Raw genomic sequence first — 16,537 nt, forward strand, 5'->3', positions numbered from 1 at the left:
ATTGAAAAGACTTTTATTTATACGCCTTACCATATTGAAAAGACTTTTATTTATACGCCTTACCATATGCCTTTCCATTGGACTCTTTTATTATTACATTCATAAAAAACTTGCTCTTCATCTTTAAACTGGCATGGTCATTTTTATCAAAATTGGATGTTTTTATAATGCCATTTCTGTTTTATGATAAACCGCAACAAAGAGAAAGAAAAGAGGACTTTATAATGAAAAACGAAAGAATCTACAAACTTGTACTGACTGCTCTTATGGCAGCACTTTCCTATGTGGTATTCACATTCTTACAGATTAAAATCGCACTTCCTGGCGGAGATGCCACATCTATCCACCTTGGGAACGCGGTATGTGTATTAGGTGCATTATTATTAGGCGGTGTTTATGGTGGAATTGGCGGTGCCATCGGTATGACAATCGGCGACCTTTTAGACCCGATTTACATTGTATACGCACCAAAGACTTTTATCTTAAAATTCTGCATCGGCCTGATTACCGGTCTGGTTGCTCACAAAATTGGTAAAATTTCCACTTCCAAAGATAGCAGGCACATTTTCAAATGGGTTGTCATCGCAAGTATCTGCGGACTGTTATTCAACGTTGTATTTGACCCACTGTTCGGCTACTTCTACAAACTGGTTATCTTAGGAAAACCTGCAGCAGAAGTTACACTTTCTATTAACATTGCAGCAACCAGCATCAATGCAGTATTATCCGTTATCGTAGCGACTGCTGTATACATGGCACTGCGTCCGGTACTGGCAAAATCTAATATGCTGCCACGTCTTGGAAAGGAAAACGCATGTGCATGAAATTAAATACTTTACCACCAAAGCTTCTGATCATCAATGATATATCCGGTGTGGGACGCTGCTCCATGAGCGTGTCCCTCCCGGTGGTAAGTGCATGTAAGGTACAGGGAATCCCTGTGCCTACTTCTGTTTTCAGCAATCATACCGGTTTCCCTACCCACTTGAAAATTGATTTAACCGGACAGCTTAAGGATTATTTTGCTGCACTGAATATTCTTTCCATGAACTGGGACGGCATCTACTGCGGCTACCTTGGTGCAAAAGAACAGCTTCATGCCATTTCCGATTACTATGATTCTCTCACCGAAAAACCTCTTTTTATTATAGACCCGGTAATGGGTGACCACGGCAGAGCCTATCAGCATATTACGCCGGAATTCTGCAATCACATGAAAGACTTTGTATCCCGGGGTGATATTATCACACCAAATCTGACGGAAGCCTGCCTTTTAACAGATACGCCTTATCCGGAGCATGACTGCACCGATTCGGAGCTTTCTGCCATTTCCAAAAAGCTTCATGCACTAGGTGTGAAAAAATGTATTATTACCGGCTGTCCAAAAGGCGACACTTTCCTTAACTATATTTCCGATAGCAGCGGAAATGTGGATACTGTTTCCACGAAAAAAGCCGGTCCGGGGTATCCCGGAACCGGCGACATCTTCGTCAGTATTGTATCGGCACTTACCTTACGGGGCTTCTCCTTACAAGAATGTACCATGCAGGCAGCTCATTTTATTGCTTCCTGTATTTCCTATTCGCAGTCGCTTTCGGATGATACTTTGCAGGGTGTTATTTTTGAACCGCTTCTTTCTGACTTAGTGACACTTTAATCTCAAGAAAGAGAGTCTAAGTAACTGCCTATCAGATTTGCCATCTGGACATATTCTGCGGATGTACCACCTGCTGTATAGTTGGCACAACTGTCCACATACTGGTCAGCCGCAGCATTTGCTCCGATGTAAATGCTTTTATCAGCAACTTTTCCTGCAACGGAATTTTCTCCCTGAAACAGGTCTTTTAATTCCTTCTTATCTGCATTTTTCAGAGTTTCCTCATCTATTACAAGTTTTCCATTACTGTCTACGGTAATGCCGACCTTCTGTAACGCTTCACTCTGACCGGAAACAATGCTTTTTAATTCCTTGCTGTAATTTGCAGATTTGTCTGTATCAAGGTCTGACAGGCTTTCTAAAAGACTGTTATAATCTCCGGTAAAACGCTCTATCAGTGAAATCAAATCGGAATAATCTCCGCTTTCTTCTGCCTTGGCAAAAATGGAATCCTCTCCTGTTTCACTTAATACTGCTGCACTTGCTTTGAGTGAGGATGCAGACTTCTTGACACTGTCATATTCTTCACTCTTTTTCCCGGTTGTTTTGCTGCTCTTCTCTGTCTCACTGCTCTTTTTTAACAAGTCCACCACTTTTGTATCATTGTCTGTGTCCGTATTCAGCGAACTCATCAAAAGGCTGTTATTTCCTGTTACACGAATCATGTTTCTCCTCCTAATTTTAAGACAAAATTGCCTCCATGCCGTCTTATACCTGATATATCGTTCTTTTTTCCGAAAATCTTAACCTTTAAGCTAAGCCTTTCTTGCCGCTTTTAACATGGCAATCTCTCTGGCATAGCCTTCTAAATCATTCGGTGTTTCAAGGTAAAACGGCAGTTTTTTCAATGCCGGATGGTTGATTATCCGCACAATGGCATCCATGGTCAGATTGCCTGCACCCAGACATTCATGACGGTCTTTATGGCTGCCCAGTACATTTTTCGAATCATTCAAATGAATGGCACACAGTTTATCCAGTCCGATAATGCGGTCAAATTCTTCTAATACTTCCTCTAAATGTCCGCTGATATCATAGCCGCCATCAAAAACATGGCAGGTATCCAGACAAACTCCCATTTTCTCCGGATATTTTACCCGGCTTAAAATCTCCTGCAGTTCTTCAAAGTTTCTTCCTACTTCTGTTCCTTTTCCAGCCATGGTCTCAAGCAGCACTGTTGTTTTCTGCTCCTGCCACATGATTTCATTTAAGACTCCTGCAATCTTTTCAATTCCGACTTCCGCTCCCTGCTGCACATGACTGCCAGGATGAAAATTATATTTGCAGTCCGGTATCTCCTCTAAACGCCGCAAATCATCCGCCATGGTCTCTCTGGCAAATTCCTGTACCCTCTCATCTTTGCCGCAGGCATTTATTGTATAGGGTGCATGGGCAAGAATCTGCCCGATGCCATGCTCCGCAGCATACTGCTGATATGCAGCTATATCTTTCACATCTAAATCCTTTGCTTTACCGCCTCTTGGATTTCTGGTAAAAAACTGAAATGTATTGGCTCCGATTTCCTCTGCCTGCTTTGCCATAGCAAGGAAGCCTTTTGATGATGATAAATGGCAACCGATTCGAAACATATTTTTCTCCTTTTTCCTTTTCCTGCATTCAATCAATTTTGGGTTATAAAACTATTGTTATTTCATCCGTGTCAGCCTGTCCATTGAAGCCAGATGCGATACAACGTCTGCAAGTGGCACTATGAATTTTGTTCTGCTTATTGGCTTTTCCGGCAACCGGTGCATATTCGCATCCATGCTCAAATGCACCTCGCTGGCACGGGTTCCAAAAATTATAATCCTTATAATGACTCTAAAAATTCTAATTATCCCGTGGTTCGGTGATTGGGAAATGGGGAAATGGATTTCTAAATATTGGAATAGAAAGAGAATTTTGTTTTTCTCTTTGAAATGCCAGTAGTTCTTAGACACAGGTTTTTCTTGATGGGGAAACTGTCTTTCCGTTGCTTTGACCAAAAGCACTGCATCGTCCGTCGGAGACGGATGCCAGATGATGCTTGGAAGGGGCACTAAGCATTTCGGCATGATTATATATATTTTCCGCAACCGGTGCATATTCGCATCCATGCTCAAATGCACCTCGCTGGCACGTCCCTGTGCCAGCGTTGCCTATTACCAGACGAAATTCCAAGTGCCCCTAGCAAGCATCATAAGGTATCCGCGTTCCGGCGAACAATGCAGTGTTTTTTGTCAAACATTGGAAAGACTGTTCTTATCGTCAAAAGAAAAACTTGTGTCTTAGAACTACGGCATTTTAAAGTAAATCAAATTCTCTTTCTATTCCAATGATTTATCGATGTCTTTTCCCCTCTCCCAATCATCGGACACTTGTTATTTCATTATAACCGTTATAAAATGAAAAAGTAACCCCAAACCAGTAATCCCGCTCTCGCAATTTAATAGGACACATACAAAAAGGTACATTTTATGAAAATTGGAATTTTATCAGATACACATGGTGTATTAAAGGATACATTTTTAGACGAGCTGCAAAGCTGTGATTATCTTCTGCACGCAGGAGATATTGGAAGTCTCAAATGTTATGAAACTTTAAAAGAACTGCATGTTCCGCTTTATATTATCAAGGGGAACTGTGACAAGGGCGAATGGACGAAATATCTGCCGGAGACTCTGGCGGCTCCCATTGGTGGGAAGATTTTCTATCTCATCCATAAGAAAAGCGATTTGCCTTATCCACAACCGGAAGCAGATTTTATTATTACCGGGCATACCCACCATTATGAAGTAAGCAAAAGGGGAACCACTACTTTCATCAATCCGGGCAGTGCCGGTCGAAGCCGCAGTGGTTCCTCCTGTACTATCGCTATTCTGACTTTGGATGGGGACGATGTTTCTATTTCACCCATTTATACCGAATAGCAATTTATATCGTGTGATAATTTTTATTGCATATCAATTGATATTACATCATGATTCTATGTCATTTGACTCTTTCGGTTATTTTCCAGCACCAGTTGAAAATATCTCTGAAACAGCAGCCTGATATTCTATCAGGCTGTTTGCTTTCTTTATCTTCTTCAACGGTTTTTCAATTCCGGTAAACTGTGTGCCAAGATAAAACCACAATTCTTTCATTTTAAAGAGGACATTTTTCTCCCCGGACATTTCTTCCTGATAGCCGGCAACCAGCTTATTGTGAAATGTATAAAGCCGCTTTAATTCAGCAGCCCTGTCTATTGTGCTACCGGAGCGGATTTTCTCTATGAGTGCCGGGTCTCTTATAACACCACGCCCTAACATAATGGCATCTATCGTTGGAAAACGTTCTGTAAACCGCTCATAATCTTCCACTGTAAAAATATCTCCATTGTAAACCAGCGGATTCCTGCTGTACTCCAGTGCATACTCTACCATCGTCCAATCCGGCTTATTTTTATAATAATCTTCTCTGACACGGGGATGTAAAATCAGCTCCTTTATCGGGAAACGATTGTATATTTTTAAAATGCCTTCAAATTCATCCGGATATTCCATGCCAAGTCTTGTCTTAATGGAAATCTCTGCATCCGTCTTTTCAAACATTTCATCCAGGAAATGAAGCAAGGCTCTTTCATCATCTAAAAGTCCGGCACCTCTTCCCTTCGATACTACCGTTCCGGAAGGGCATCCGGCGTTGATATTAATTTCCTGATAGCCAAATGCTTTCAGCTCTTCTGCAATTGCTGCCACATCTTCTCCGCTCTTTGACAGCACCTGTGGTACGGTATACATGCCGGCATTATGCTCCGGGATTAAATCATTTCTTTCTCTGGCATTGAGCTCCGCTTCGTATGTGGTGCTAAAAATGGTGTAAAATATTTGTCGGCATCTTCATAGCATGCATGGTAAGCCTGCCGGTATACATATCCTGTAATTCCCTCTAAGGGAGCTAAATATAGTTTCATTGGTACATCCTGTTTTTTATTTTATTTTTCAATTCTGTTTTCAAATTCTGCTTTTTATCTTACCCTTCGATTTCAAGCATGCTTGTACAATGTGGACAGCGTGTTGCTTCCAGTGCAATAAACCAGTTACTGAAATCCAGTCTTCCAACTACAAGACTAAGAATCGGCATAATTACATTGTCTACCAGCGAGCTTACCAGTTAATTAAAAGCACCACCGATAATCTCACCGACTGCAAGGTCTAACATATTTCCTCTTACTGCAAACTTCTTAAACTCTTTCCACATCTTCATTCTCCTTTGTTCCTGGCACACTATTTAGCAGTTCTTCCTTCTGCTTTTCCATTGGACATATAATGCATATAGTAACTCTTAAAATCATTCCCAAAAGCTGCCTTTGTATCACCATTGTTACTAATATAATAATTATAATCAAAAACCATACTATAGTCTACTCCATTATGTAAACTTCTGATTTTTGATATCCTCTTTTGCCATCATTATAAAAGTTTCCATCTCATGCATTGCTCTTCCTCCTTTCACTTGCTAGACGGATGAAAAATGGATGAGGTTTTAAAATTTCCAAAAAAATTTTATTTTTTCAAATTTGTTGACCAAATGGCTGAAAATTGGATTTTGTCATTGAAATAAGACTATAAGAGTGCTAAACTTTTGAATTGCGTGTTTAGTGGGGGAAGGTGAAGTTTTCGCTGTATTCTAGAATATCTGTGCAGATATCCTGACAAAACAGAAATTTCATCTTCCACCATAAACAAAGGAACAAATGAGGAGATTTTATTATGAACGAACTACGACCAAAGCTCTTTGATGTGATGAAGGGCTACACGAAGGAGCAGCTGATGAAGGATATCATTTCCGGTATCATTGTTGCCATCATCGCTCTGCCACTATCGATTGCCCTTGCGATTGCATCCGGTGTTGGTCCGGAACAGGGGCTTTATACTGCAATTATCGCAGGATTTTTTATTTCATTCTTTGGCGGAAGCCGTGTACAGATTGGCGGTCCGACTGCCGCTTTCGTTGTTATCATCTATGGCATCGTTGCAGAGTATGGAACCGACGGTCTGATTGTTGCTACCATTCTTGCCGGTATTATCTTAGTGATTATGGGAATCTGCCGTTTTGGCTCCCTGATTAAATACATTCCCTATACCATTACCACCGGATTTACCTGTGGAATCGCAGTTACTTTATTTGTAGGACAGTTAAAGGATTTCTTCGGTATGGATATTGCCTCTGTTCCTTCTGAATTCTTAGATAAAGTAATTGTATATGCAAAAAATATCCGCTCCATCAACCTGACTGCAACCCTGATTGGCATTGCGGCTGTTGCAATTATGCTGCTCTGGCCGAAGGTTACCGATAAGATTCCGGGGTCTCTGATTGCGATTATCGTAACAACAGCAGTGGTTTATTTTGCCAAGCTTCCGGTCAATACCATCGGAAGTGTTTACGGGGAATTAAATTCTGCATTTCCAGGTTTTCATGTTCCATCCCTTTCCATGAAGCTGGTACAGGAAATGTTGTCCCCGGCATTTACCATTGCAATCTTAGCTGGAATTGAGTCCTTACTGTCTGCTGTTGTTTCCGATGGTATGATTGGCGATACCCATAAATCCAATGCTGAGTTAGTGGGACAGGGGCTTGGAAATATTTTCTCCGGTCTCTTCGGCGGAATTCCTGCCACCGGAGCCATTGCCAGAACTGCTGCCAATGTCCGAAACGGTGGACGTACTCCGATTGCCGGAATCACCCACTGTATCACTTTAACCATTATTCTTCTGGTGCTGATGCCGCTGGCTGCACTGATTCCTATGACAACACTGGCTGCCGTACTTTTAGTAGTTGCCGCTAACATGGCAGACTGGTCCTCTTTCTTCCGCCTTTGTAAGATGGCACCTAAGAGTGACATCATCGTTCTGGTTGCAACCTTTTTCTTAACGGTATTTTTCGACCTTGTGGTTGCCATCGAAATCGGTGTTGTATTAGCAGCTCTGCTCTTTATGAAACGTATGGCAGAAACAGCTGATATCAAAGCATGGAAATACACAGATTCTCCTGACATTACACCGGGTGAAGCGGAAAAACTACGTGACATCCCGCATTCCATCAGTGTTTTTGAAATCTGCGGTCCGATGTTTTTCGCCGCAGCAGACCAGATTCTTAATATCAACAGTAACCATCATACGAAGGTTGTTGTCATCCGTATGCGTAGCGTTCCTGCCATTGATGCCAGCGCAATGCGTTCTCTCCATGAGCTTGCCAACCGTGCAAAACGCAAAAATATCACGCTGGTATTCTCCCATGTCAATGAGCAGCCAATGCGCGTGATGGAAAAAGATGGTTTTATTGAATTAGTTGGAAAAGAAAATTTCCATCACAATATTGTGGATGCACTGGATTATGCAGAAGCACTGGTAAAATAAAAATTAAAAAGAATGTGCCTTGGCACATTCTCGCGCCTGCGGCGGTCGCTTGCGACATCTACCTTATACGCCGCAGTGCACACTTTATTTTTAATGATGCAATCGCATATGCTTCCTGCAATTACACACTTTTTCCGCTTTTATAATAATCCCTGAATCAAAATAAACAGAATCAGTATCGGAAGGATAAACTGGAAATATGGTTTTAATCTTCTTGCAATCTTAATGCCTTTTCCGGTATTTGCTTCCTCTAAGTAGTTGTCAAATCCCCAGCCCCACTTCGTCACACAGAACAGCAGGTAAACAAGAGAACCGATTGGCAGCAGCAGGTTACTTACTATAAAATCCTCGCTGTCCAGCACATCCCTTCCGCCAATCAGGTGGAGATTGCTCCACACATTGTATCCTAAAACACATGGCAGACTGGCAATAAGAATAATGATTCCATTTACCAGTGCCGCTTTGTTGCGGTTCCAGCCAAACATATCCATGCAGAAGGACATGATATTTTCAAATACGGCAATTACCGTAGAAAAGCTTGCAAATGTCATGAACAGGAAGAACAGTGCGCCCCAGATTCTGCCGCCACCCATATTTACAAAGACATTTGGCAGTGTCACAAAGATAAGGCTTGGTCCTACGCCTACTTCCACGCCATAGCTGAAGCATGCCGGAAAAATAATCAATCCTGCCATAATCGCCACAAAGGTATCCAGTGCACAGATACGTACTCCTTCTCCTGCCAGCGTATGGTCTTTTCCCATGTAACTTCCAAAAATCTCCATTGCTGCCACGCCAAGGCTCAAAGTAAAGAATGCCTGATTCATGGCAGAGGTTATTACATTTTTCAAACCGACTTCCCGGACACTGTCCATATTTGGCACCAGATAGAACTTTAATCCCTCGCCGGCTCCGGAAAGTGTCAGGCTGTGTACTGCAAGGACAATAATCAGTATCAGCAATGCACTCATCATAACTTTACTGATTTTTTCCAATCCGTTCTGCAAGCCGCGGCTGCATACAAAGAATCCCACCACAACCGTCAGTATCATCCAGAATGCCATCTGTTTGGGATCTGCTAAAAGATTGCTGAACACAGCTCCGGTCTGCTCGGCATCCATTCCCGGGGTAAATTCACCTTTTACAAACTTATAGAAATAAGTTACCATCCAGCCGGAAACCGTTGTATAATACATCATCAGCATATAACAGCCGAAAATTGCCACCCAGCCATGAATATGCCATTTACTATTTGGCTTCTCCAATGCCTTATATCCTAAAACTGCACTTTTTCTGCTGGCTCTTCCGACTGCTAATTCCATTGTCAGTACCGGAAGTCCCATGGCAATCAGGAATATCAGATAAAACAGTACAAAAATTCCTCCGCCATTCTGTCCTGCCACATACGGAAATCTCCACACATTTCCAATTCCGATTGCGCATCCTGCGCTTACTAGTATAAATCCCATACGGGACTTAAATGATTCACGACCCATAACTATAAATTTCTCCTTTTGTAGTTTTCTCCCTAGTATAACATGGAATCACCGGTTTTGATAACTACTTCTTTTTTACTATTTCTCTTCTTCAAAAAAAATAATTCCCGCTGCTGGATTTTGATTACTGTCGCTTTCAGTCTTTTTCTCTTTCTCATACTCCGACAGTGCCTTCAATGCCTGTCCCCCCATAAGATACAGCATTCCGATATTAAATATCGTCATCAGTCCGATTCCCACATCGCCTAAATCCCATACGAAGGTATAGGTTGCAATTCCGCCGATAAAAAGCATAATCAGTGCAACGACTTTATAAAGGGTCTGCCAGATCCATTTATCTCCAAATAAATATGCCACATTGCTTCTGGCATAAAACAATATTCCAAGAAATGTGGAAAAGCTGAACAGAAATAAGGTCAGTGCAATAAAGATAACTCCGAATCTGCCCAGATGATACTGCATGGTGGACTGCAGCAAATCCATACCAGCTTTTCCTGCAATTATCTTTTCCGGTGCAATAAGCATAATCATAGCGGTACAACTGCAAATGATAATCGTATCGATAAATACGCCCAATGCCTGTGTCAGTCCCGCACGTACCGGATTATCGCATTCCGCTGCTGCCGCTGCACAAGGTGCTGAACCGGAACCTGCTTCATTAGAAAACAGTCCTCTCTTAACTCCATTCATAAGCACTGCTCCAAATCCACCGGATACTACCTGCCGGATACCAAATGCCTCTTCAAAAATCCTGCCAAATACGCCCGGAATACTGCGGAAATTTACGATAATAATAAATAATGTAATAAAGAAATAACACACTGCCATAATCGGTACTATCATATCCAGTACTTTTACCGTTGCATTTTTCCGCAATACAATCACTGCCGCAACTGCCACCAGAACAATTGTTGTATACAAGGGTGGAATATGAAATGCATTTTCAAAAGAAGATACCACTGAATTACTGATTACCTGGCTGATTCCACACCAGCAAATCAGACCGGATATGGCAAATAACACTGCCACCAGCACATGTTTTTTCTTCTTTCCTGACTTTTCTTCAAAAAAATGATGGATATAATATGCCGGACCACCGCGGTAACCGCCATACAGCGGATCTTTTTCCTTATGCAGCTGTGCCAGAGTTGCTTCAATAAACGCTGTAGCAGAACCAATCAGCGCTGTAATCCACATCCAGAATACTGCTCCGGCTCCACCCGCCGACACTGCTGCAACTACACCTACCAGATTTCCCATTCCCACACGGGTTGCCGTGGACACAATCAGCGTCTGAAAAGTTGACAGACTGTCTTTATGCTCCTTCTTTGCTACCAGTGCCCGCACCATATCCGGGAACAGTCTTATCTGTAAAAACTTTGTCCGAATCGTAAAATAAATTCCTGTTGGAATTAACAAAATAATCAGCAGTGAAATGCCAAGACTTCCTCCCCCCGGAAGCGGAATTTTAATCCAGTCTCCCCATAAAAATGAATACACTTTTTCAATAATTGAAACTACCATTATAAAATACCTTTCTCTCTTCGTAATAACCCTATTGTGGTATTTTAACATTTAATTTCACATTTGGCTATCATAATGTGACAACTCTTTTTCTATCCAGGTCATAATCACATCCACCAGATAAGCCTGCTGCACCTGACTCAGTTCTTTCCCCGGCTGTATCTTATGCCACTTTCGAATGCACTCCCGGCAGCAGGTTGCCGTTGCATGCTGGGCAATAAAAACCGGATGCCCCCGCATGGGCGTCTGCTTTCCATCGTTTGGAATTACTGCCGATGCCTCCCTTTTGGCAATAAAATCCCTGGCATGCTCCCGGATTACATCCAGTCCTTTTTCCTTTATATATGCAATATCTTTTTGTTTTAAATGAAAGCTGCTTCTGAATTTAGAGGCTGATAAATGTTCAAAAAGCTGCCGGTACCATTCTTCTTTGGTCATATGGTGGGTCCTCTTTTCTAAACTATAGTTACATTTTACAACCAGACTGTTTTCGTTGCAATCTTCTCCCGAAACCGCACATCATGGTCTACCACCAACATAGTTGGCTGATATTTAAGAATCAGATTTTCAAGCTGCATTCTTGAAAAACATCAATATAATTCAGCGGTTCATCCCAGATATACAAATGCGCCGGTTTCAAAAGGCTGGCTGCAATCACTACCTTTTTCTTCTGTCCTTCGGAATATTCTTCCAGCTTTTTGACAAATTGTTCCCGTCCGATATCAAGCTGCCGCAAAATACTGCAAAGCAGACTTTCCTCTAACTGGTGCTCCATGCAAAAAGAGTGCACGGTTCCTCTAAGATGCGAAGTGTCCTGATTGATATAAGAAATCTCTATTCCGGACGCAATTCTTAAATCTCCCTGTTCCAAAAAATTTTCTTTTTCTCCTAAAATTGCTTTTATCAGGCTGGTCTTTCCGCTTCCATTTTTTCCACTGATAAATAAACGGTCTCCGTTTCTGATTTCAAAGGTCTGGTTTTCAAACAGCATTTTATCGGCATCTTGATACCGCAAACCATACTGATATGCCGACACCAGTACTTCTTTATGATGTGTCAGGGGATTCAGTTTCAAATCAATGGGCTGTTCTAAATCCACCAGCAATCCCTCTTTTTCCGCAATCTCAGTCTGTATCCGCTGCTCCATCTGCTTTACTCTTGCCTGCATTTTCTTGGTTTTCGAACCGATATATGCCCGGGTGCTGATGCTCCGGTCATTTTCCTTTATGGGGTCAAAACCGATTTTGCTGTTCTCGCTCCTTTCCGACCAGTTGCGCACTCTCTTTGCTGCTTCGTTGAGCTTACTTATTTCCTTTTTATGCTTTTCATTTTCCGCTACTGCAAAATTGTCTTTCTTCTCTTTATTTTCCCACCAGGAGGAAAAGTTGCCCGCCTGCACCTCAATGGTACTGCGATTCAGCACCAGCACATGGTCTACGCAGGCATCCAGTAAATCCCTGTCATGGGAAACAAGGATAAAGCCCTTTTTCGATGCAAGATACTGTTTTACCATTTCCCGGCTCCCATCATCCAGATGATTGGTGGGTTCGTCTATCAGCAGGAAATCATTTCCTTGCGAAAACAGGATTGCCAACATAACTTTGGTCTGCTCTCCAAAGCTTAGTGTTTTCCATGGCCGATACATGATTTCTGCATCTGCCTGCAGCTTCGAAAGCTCCGCATAAACTCTCCACAATTCAAGATTTGCCTTGAATTCTTCTACAAATTCCGCCGCCGGAAATTCCCATTTTTCCTCTGAAATATCATATGGGAAATAATCAAAAACGGCATTCGAAGTAATAGAACCGGTATATTCATATTTTCCCATCAGTAAATTTAAAAACGTGGATTTTCCTTTTCCATTTCTTCCGATAAATCCAAGTTTCCAGTCCGTATCAATAGAGAAAGAAACATTTTCGAAAATATTATCAAAGCTTCCCTCATATGCAAATGTTAAATGATTTACTCTAATCTGTGACATATAGCCTCCTATCTGTCACCAAATAGTGGTTACGTTCTGTCACCAGCAGTTTCTTATAATATGCTAATTAAGTGCAACAAAAAAAGAGTGGTCATGAGAACATAATCCACTTTTGGCAACACGAAATAGCGGTACGATTACCGCAGTTAAAATCTTCATGCTCTCAAAAGTCAATTATTTTCTCATTGGACACTCTCCCTTCAAAATTAAATCTAGGGTTAGTATACGGCAGGGTGGGGTGATTGTCAATGGAGCATTTTTTAACCATGCCATAAATTTCTCAGTTGCTACTCTTCGACAGTTTCAGCTAAATAGATTCCCCACTCTTTTAACAATTCCGGTAAATCGTATACTGTTTTTCCATTTTTCTCTATCCTCTCCGATGAACCCGGATGTTCCAGTGAAAATGTATCCCAGGCTGTAATGAAATTTTCTGCTTCTCTAATATTATGTGGTTCATAAAAATCATTATATTTTTTTATATCCTGACTATATATAGAAACAACATTGTACTTCTCAACCATTATTTCATCATGTGATTCATGGCATCCAAAGCCAAATTGGCACATTCCATCTGCTAACAGCAAATCTTTTGTTCTTTCAAATAATATAAGTGCCGCATCAACACTACATCCATCAATATAATAAATGTCTTTATGAAGTGCTGTCACAATTCCCGAAGCTTTTGGTGACTCCTTTTCACCAGAAGCCGGCAATTCAAGAATAAAAAATAATGGTTCATCCTTAATTGCAATAAAATGCTGTATTACCTCTTCTAATTTGTCAACTCCCACATTTGCAACGATACTATTTTCTTCCATTTCATATCCTTCCGAAAGTTTCTCCGGAAATGGGACATGATATCCTTCTTTTAACTTTAACATAACTTTATCACCTGCATTTCTATATTTTCTTTGGCTCCCTCTCTCTCTTTACCGTTCCATCAATTGTCTGCTAATTTCTCTTACTGATCCAAGTTGTCTTTCAAACATGATATCCCATAAGTTTAAACACTTATCAGCGATCTGTTTATCTGTCATTCTACTAGAATTAGCGGTCTTATCATATAAAGAAATAATCAACTTTGAAAGCTCATTTTCTATGCCCCATTGTTTTCTCAACTCTTTAATCTCCATCTTTAAAACATTCTCGCAAAGCTGTATTATAATATCTGCATAATCAACGACAAAAACTGCACTTTCCTCCAAATAACGAACAAATGCCCTTACCAACCTTCTACTTACTTTAGTTTTCATAAATTCCTGCAAAAACACTTTATCACGCTCGGCATCAACATACTTATCATAAAACATTTTGGCTAATGGAAATTCTACATCTGCATCAACGTTCTTATAAGTAAGTATTATATTTTGGGCTTTATTTCGATAATCATTGACGTTCAAATAAATTACAGCCATATCTAATATAACCTTGATTTGCTCTTCACTTTTAGATTGAACAGCCATTATAGTTGCTTCAAATTCATTATGTCGTATATAAAATTCGCAGACAGCATATCCTCCTAACTCTACAAGTTGCTTATCTTCAGATTCAAAACATTTCTCGATAATGCGAATAACTCTTTCTTTATATTGGGGATATACGAGAAAGAACATATTTTTCGAATCACAAAAACTTGCCATTCGAATGTCTGACTCATACAAATGCAATATCTTTTCCGCAGCCCATTCTCTATCAATATTATAAGATGGCCATAAAGCATACAATGAAGCAAAACGCACTGCAGGATTTTCATCTTTCATCAATCCTTCAATAACATCTTTAAATCGTAAAAACGCTTCCTGATCTTCCCAGAGCAAATGTCCTATCACCATTGCTGCACTGCCTCTCGCACAGTTTAATGCATTGCTATGCAACATATTGCAACTCTTCATTTCTTTATCTTCTGAATTTGTTACCATTGGGTTATCTAATTCTGGATTGCAATGTCTCAAAGCAATATTCATTAATTGTTCCATTACCTCCGGTGACCAATTAACATTACTTATTTTTTCAACTATCTTACAAAAATACAAAGCCCTATAACTTTTCATGTCACACGGAAATTCAACCAATAACCTCTCTATAACTACAGAATCAACCTCATCCAACTTTTCCGATACTTCCACTCCTAAAAACAGCGAATCTACAAAAGCAGGCAACACTCGTTCCTTATTCTTTAAAACAAGTTCTATCATCTCCTGTGGATGTTGTTCTACCACCAATTGAAAATCACTTGCATAGGCTTCATAAGAACTTTCAATAAATCCGCCTTCTACTTCAATCCATCTACGACCATCTCGATTCTTCAACTTGTTGTTTGTAATAATTTGAAGCCACTGACCCCTACTAATATTTTTACCTGAAACAGGAGACTTTCTCCATCCCGCATGTCCATTCTTATTATAATAGCACAACGGTTCTTTATGAAAACGCCTATCTAGTATACGCAATAATTCTTTTGCTTTTTTGCTAATTCTCTCTTCTGGTAAATATCGTAATAATTCATACTGCAAATCTCCCCAAAAACTCCAATACACAGGTTGACATTCTTTTCGTTCATTCTGCTCAATTCTTCTTTTATACCATTCAGACGCCTTTGGAGAAATATATCGGCAAATTGCATTTTCTATCATTAATAATTCTTCTTTATCACAACTATTCCCATGAATTTTTAGAACCTCTTTTACAAGCCCTAATTCATCTTCTGCTCCACTCGTGTAATCAAAAATATTTTTGTCCATATCACTGCAGAGATAACGCATTATCCGATTACTATATTCAGGAGACACAACTGTCAATCCTGTTAGAATAATTTCATTAAACACATAATACCCCTGCCCCATATATGGTTCATAGCATTTCCAAAAATACTCTGGAGATTTGTAGCACAAAGCTATGGTCGCCTTTTTAACTAACTCCACACAAGTCCTTTCAATACTACTTTTATACATATGTACTCCTGACCAATCGCCATACTTTACTTCATACCCACACTCCTTTGGTATATATTGAAGCAATTCTTTAAGTATATATTCCCCGTTATCCACTAAAAAAGAATTATCTGAATCCACTAATTCTTCCTCGTAACGATATACATATCTCCCTTGACTTTTAATTTTATTTTTTAGCAAAAATGAAATAAGCCGTATCGTTCTCCCTTCAAATTGATTCATCATTGTTTTGACATCTATATAAATTTCTTTTGCGTACTTCGGATAATGTTCATAAAACATCATCCGAAGTTCAAACATTTCATCACTTTCCTGTGTTATATCATGAAGAAAACATCGCATAAACTGCTCATCATCACTTTTATCACTAAAAGCATGTCTTTCAATAAAAGAAATATCCTCAACATCTAAATTTGGTGCAATACTCGTCAACAAATTAAAAACAATACTTTTTTTCTCCTCCATCGAATACCATCGTTCTAAAACACCTTGATTTCTTAATATAGTTATATATTGCTTTCTCGTAAAAATAACATTATTCAGCA

At 40.2% G+C, this 16,537-nt stretch carries 13 protein-coding genes and 3 pseudogenes; 4 read left to right on the forward strand and 12 right to left on the reverse strand.

From position 1 onward, the window contains the following. The first annotated feature begins 224 nt into the window (after nt 1-224). Nucleotides 225-824 (forward strand): ECF transporter S component, encoded by a 600-nt coding sequence (locus DW059_RS12765; protein WP_117699055.1) that lies wholly within the window; start codon nt 225-227, stop codon nt 822-824. Further along, nucleotides 821-1,657 carry a pyridoxamine kinase gene (locus tag DW059_RS12770; protein ID WP_158552125.1) on the forward strand — a complete coding sequence of 279 codons (837 nt, stop codon included), beginning with the start codon at nt 821-823 and terminating at the stop codon, nt 1,655-1,657. Before DW059_RS12765 ends, DW059_RS12770 begins: the two co-directional genes overlap by 4 nt. 2 nt (nt 1,658-1,659) lie before the next feature. Here the strand turns inward: DW059_RS12770 and DW059_RS12775 are convergent, their stop codons facing one another. The 3 genes from DW059_RS12775 to DW059_RS12785 all read right to left on the reverse strand — a co-directional run bounded on the left by DW059_RS12775 (nt 1,660) and on the right by DW059_RS12785 (nt 3,753). Then, on the reverse strand, nt 1,660-2,322 hold the full coding sequence (locus DW059_RS12775; protein WP_117699057.1) for a hypothetical protein: 663 nt from the start codon (nt 2,320-2,322) through the stop codon (nt 1,660-1,662). 90 nt (nt 2,323-2,412) lie between these two features. Continuing rightward, nucleotides 2,413-3,246: a deoxyribonuclease IV gene (locus tag DW059_RS12780; RefSeq protein WP_117699058.1), complete on the reverse strand. Its 834-nt coding sequence runs from the start codon at nt 3,244-3,246 to the stop codon at nt 2,413-2,415. A 57-nt stretch (nt 3,247-3,303) separates the two neighbouring features. Beyond that, entirely contained in the window at nt 3,304-3,753 is a 450-nt protein-coding gene (locus DW059_RS12785; RefSeq protein WP_117699059.1) for a hypothetical protein, read from the reverse strand. Between the two features lie 360 nt (nt 3,754-4,113). Here DW059_RS12785 and DW059_RS12790 point away from each other — a divergent pair, with 360 nt between their 5' ends. Beyond that, nucleotides 4,114-4,566 (forward strand): metallophosphoesterase family protein, encoded by a 453-nt coding sequence (locus DW059_RS12790; RefSeq protein ID WP_117699060.1) that lies wholly within the window; start codon nt 4,114-4,116, stop codon nt 4,564-4,566. 78 nt (nt 4,567-4,644) lie between these two features. Here the strand turns inward: DW059_RS12790 and DW059_RS12795 are convergent. The 3 genes and pseudogenes from DW059_RS12795 to DW059_RS16760 all read right to left on the reverse strand — a co-directional run bounded on the left by DW059_RS12795 (nt 4,645) and on the right by DW059_RS16760 (nt 6,033). Further along, nucleotides 4,645-5,591: pseudogene (locus DW059_RS12795) on the reverse strand (tRNA dihydrouridine synthase). 200 nt (nt 5,592-5,791) lie between these two features. After that, entirely contained in the window at nt 5,792-5,884 is a 93-nt protein-coding gene (locus DW059_RS17390; RefSeq protein ID WP_330408422.1) for an MscL family protein, read from the reverse strand. 20 nt (nt 5,885-5,904) lie between these two features. Continuing rightward, on the reverse strand, nt 5,905-6,033 hold the full coding sequence (locus DW059_RS16760; protein WP_256385520.1) for a hypothetical protein: 129 nt from the start codon (nt 6,031-6,033) through the stop codon (nt 5,905-5,907). 357 nt (nt 6,034-6,390) lie between these two features. Here DW059_RS16760 and DW059_RS12805 point away from each other — a divergent pair, with 357 nt between their 5' ends. Continuing rightward, the gene (locus tag DW059_RS12805; RefSeq protein WP_117699061.1) at nt 6,391-8,037 is read left to right on the forward strand and encodes a SulP family inorganic anion transporter; all 1,647 of its coding nucleotides are present in this window, start codon (nt 6,391-6,393) and stop codon (nt 8,035-8,037) included. 140 nt (nt 8,038-8,177) lie between these two features. Here DW059_RS12805 and DW059_RS12810 read toward each other — a convergent pair whose 3' ends face one another. From DW059_RS12810 to DW059_RS12835, 6 genes and pseudogenes are all read right to left on the reverse strand, one after another. Beyond that, nucleotides 8,178-9,533 carry a sodium-dependent transporter gene (locus tag DW059_RS12810; protein WP_117699062.1) on the reverse strand — a complete coding sequence of 452 codons (1,356 nt, stop codon included), beginning with the start codon at nt 9,531-9,533 and terminating at the stop codon, nt 8,178-8,180. A gap of 78 nt (nt 9,534-9,611) precedes the next feature. Further along, a complete protein-coding gene (locus tag DW059_RS12815; protein ID WP_117699063.1) occupies nt 9,612-11,057 on the reverse strand; it encodes an alanine/glycine:cation symporter family protein in 1,446 nt (481 codons plus the stop codon). Between the two features lie 57 nt (nt 11,058-11,114). Next, the gene (locus DW059_RS12820) at nt 11,115-11,495 is read right to left on the reverse strand and encodes a DUF4186 domain-containing protein (RefSeq protein ID WP_117699064.1); all 381 of its coding nucleotides are present in this window, start codon (nt 11,493-11,495) and stop codon (nt 11,115-11,117) included. Nucleotides 11,496-11,530: 35 nt separating this feature from the next. Then, nucleotides 11,531-13,038, reverse strand: a pseudogene (gene abc-f / locus DW059_RS12825) (ribosomal protection-like ABC-F family protein). Nucleotides 13,039-13,325: 287 nt separating this feature from the next. Beyond that, nucleotides 13,326-13,922, reverse strand: coding sequence for a hypothetical protein (locus DW059_RS12830; RefSeq protein WP_117699065.1), 597 nt, complete (start codon nt 13,920-13,922; stop codon nt 13,326-13,328). Between the two features lie 48 nt (nt 13,923-13,970). Further along, nucleotides 13,971-16,537 (reverse strand): annotated as a pseudogene (locus DW059_RS12835) (hypothetical protein); the annotation flags it as partial.

This window comes from Roseburia sp. AF42-8, assembly GCF_003435965.1.
Classification (GTDB): domain Bacteria; phylum Bacillota; class Clostridia; order Lachnospirales; family Lachnospiraceae; genus Roseburia_C; species Roseburia_C amylophila.

Excerpts from the sequence above, each read along its gene's own strand:
- DW059_RS12765 (WP_117699055.1), top strand. The coding sequence starts at position 225 with ATGAAAAACGAAAGAATCTACAAACTTGTACTGACTGCTCTTATGGCA.
- DW059_RS12770 (WP_158552125.1), top strand. The coding sequence starts at position 821 with ATGAAATTAAATACTTTACCACCAAAGCTTCTGATCATCAATGATATA.
- DW059_RS12775 (WP_117699057.1), bottom strand. The coding sequence starts at position 2,322 with ATGATTCGTGTAACAGGAAATAACAGCCTTTTGATGAGTTCGCTGAAT.
- DW059_RS12780 (WP_117699058.1), bottom strand. The coding sequence starts at position 3,246 with ATGTTTCGAATCGGTTGCCATTTATCATCATCAAAAGGCTTCCTTGCT.
- DW059_RS12785 (WP_117699059.1), bottom strand. The coding sequence starts at position 3,753 with ATGGATGCGAATATGCACCGGTTGCGGAAAATATATATAATCATGCCG.
- DW059_RS12790 (WP_117699060.1), top strand. The coding sequence starts at position 4,114 with ATGAAAATTGGAATTTTATCAGATACACATGGTGTATTAAAGGATACA.
- DW059_RS17390 (WP_330408422.1), bottom strand. The coding sequence starts at position 5,884 with ATGAAGATGTGGAAAGAGTTTAAGAAGTTTGCAGTAAGAGGAAATATG.
- DW059_RS16760 (WP_256385520.1), bottom strand. The coding sequence starts at position 6,033 with ATGGTTTTTGATTATAATTATTATATTAGTAACAATGGTGATACAAAG.
- DW059_RS12805 (WP_117699061.1), top strand. The coding sequence starts at position 6,391 with ATGAACGAACTACGACCAAAGCTCTTTGATGTGATGAAGGGCTACACG.
- DW059_RS12810 (WP_117699062.1), bottom strand. The coding sequence starts at position 9,533 with ATGGGTCGTGAATCATTTAAGTCCCGTATGGGATTTATACTAGTAAGC.
- DW059_RS12815 (WP_117699063.1), bottom strand. The coding sequence starts at position 11,057 with ATGGTAGTTTCAATTATTGAAAAAGTGTATTCATTTTTATGGGGAGAC.
- DW059_RS12820 (WP_117699064.1), bottom strand. The coding sequence starts at position 11,495 with ATGACCAAAGAAGAATGGTACCGGCAGCTTTTTGAACATTTATCAGCC.
- DW059_RS12830 (WP_117699065.1), bottom strand. The coding sequence starts at position 13,922 with ATGTTAAAGTTAAAAGAAGGATATCATGTCCCATTTCCGGAGAAACTT.